The following is a 930-nucleotide window of genomic DNA, read 5'->3' on the forward strand; positions in this document are numbered from 1 at the left end:
CCGACCCGGCCAGGGCCTCGACGCTGTCGTGGATCTCATGCGCGCCGAAATGAGCGCGGGACGTCCTCTTGCCCTCGCGGAGTTTGCCACCCTAGGCGCTTGAGTTTGTCCTTCCTGCCCTCGCGCCGAGCTGCAGGAAGAAGCCTGGGCCTCGACCGATCAGATGCCTTCCCAGCGCACGTTCAGTACGCATCCAGCATACGGGTTTATCCTATGCTTCGGAAGCATCACAACGGTTTGAGAGGAACCCGCCGTGGCTGAGGATGAAACTGACTCGCCCGAACCCCGCACATCTGCCCTTCGAAGCATCACCGCCCCACTGGCCGCGACGGCACGAACTCTGAGGCTCCTCGTCTCCTCGCTAGCGCGGCTCACCGCCCGCTGGCTCTCCCACGCCCCGGCTACGGCCGCCGTGACGATCGCCCTCGCCTTAGTCTCAGCCACCTACTTCGTGTGGCGCGACCAATTCGCCACCCTCGAGGCCAACCCCTCCTCATCCCACTGGTGGTCAATCATCTCCTCCATCGGGGCGGTCCCCGGCCACTTCCTGGCCACCGCGGTGCTCGGCATCGTCACCATGATCGTTGCCGGAGGCGCGATCGAACGTCACCTCGGCACACGCGCGTGGGTGGCAGCGGCCCTGTCCGGACAGGTCGTCGGCGTGGCCGCCACGTGGGCGACCCTGCCCCTACTCAAGCGCGCCATCTCAGAATGGGGCCAGGCAATCGGTGAGGGAACCCTGTGGGGGACCAGCCTCATCCTGGTCGCTCTGGCGGGAGCTGCCGTGCAGTCCCTGGGTTCGCGCTGGCGGTGGAGGGCCCGCTTCCTCCTCATTGGCGTCCTCGTTCTCTCCTCCGCGATCCTCGGCTCGGCGATCTCCTACGCGCGCGTGTGGGCGCTCCTGGCCGGCATGGTCGCCGCGCGGGCGGC

At 67.5% G+C, this 930-nt stretch carries 1 pseudogene; it reads left to right on the top strand.

The window, feature by feature from the left end:
• Nucleotides 1–253: 253 nt before the first annotated feature.
• Nucleotides 254–930 (top strand): annotated as a pseudogene (locus BQ7477_RS10845) (bifunctional lysylphosphatidylglycerol flippase/synthetase MprF); the annotation flags it as partial.

Origin of the sequence: Actinomyces bouchesdurhonensis (genome assembly GCF_900128465.1) — a bacterium.
GTDB lineage: Bacteria > Actinomycetota > Actinomycetes > Actinomycetales > Actinomycetaceae > Pauljensenia > Pauljensenia bouchesdurhonensis.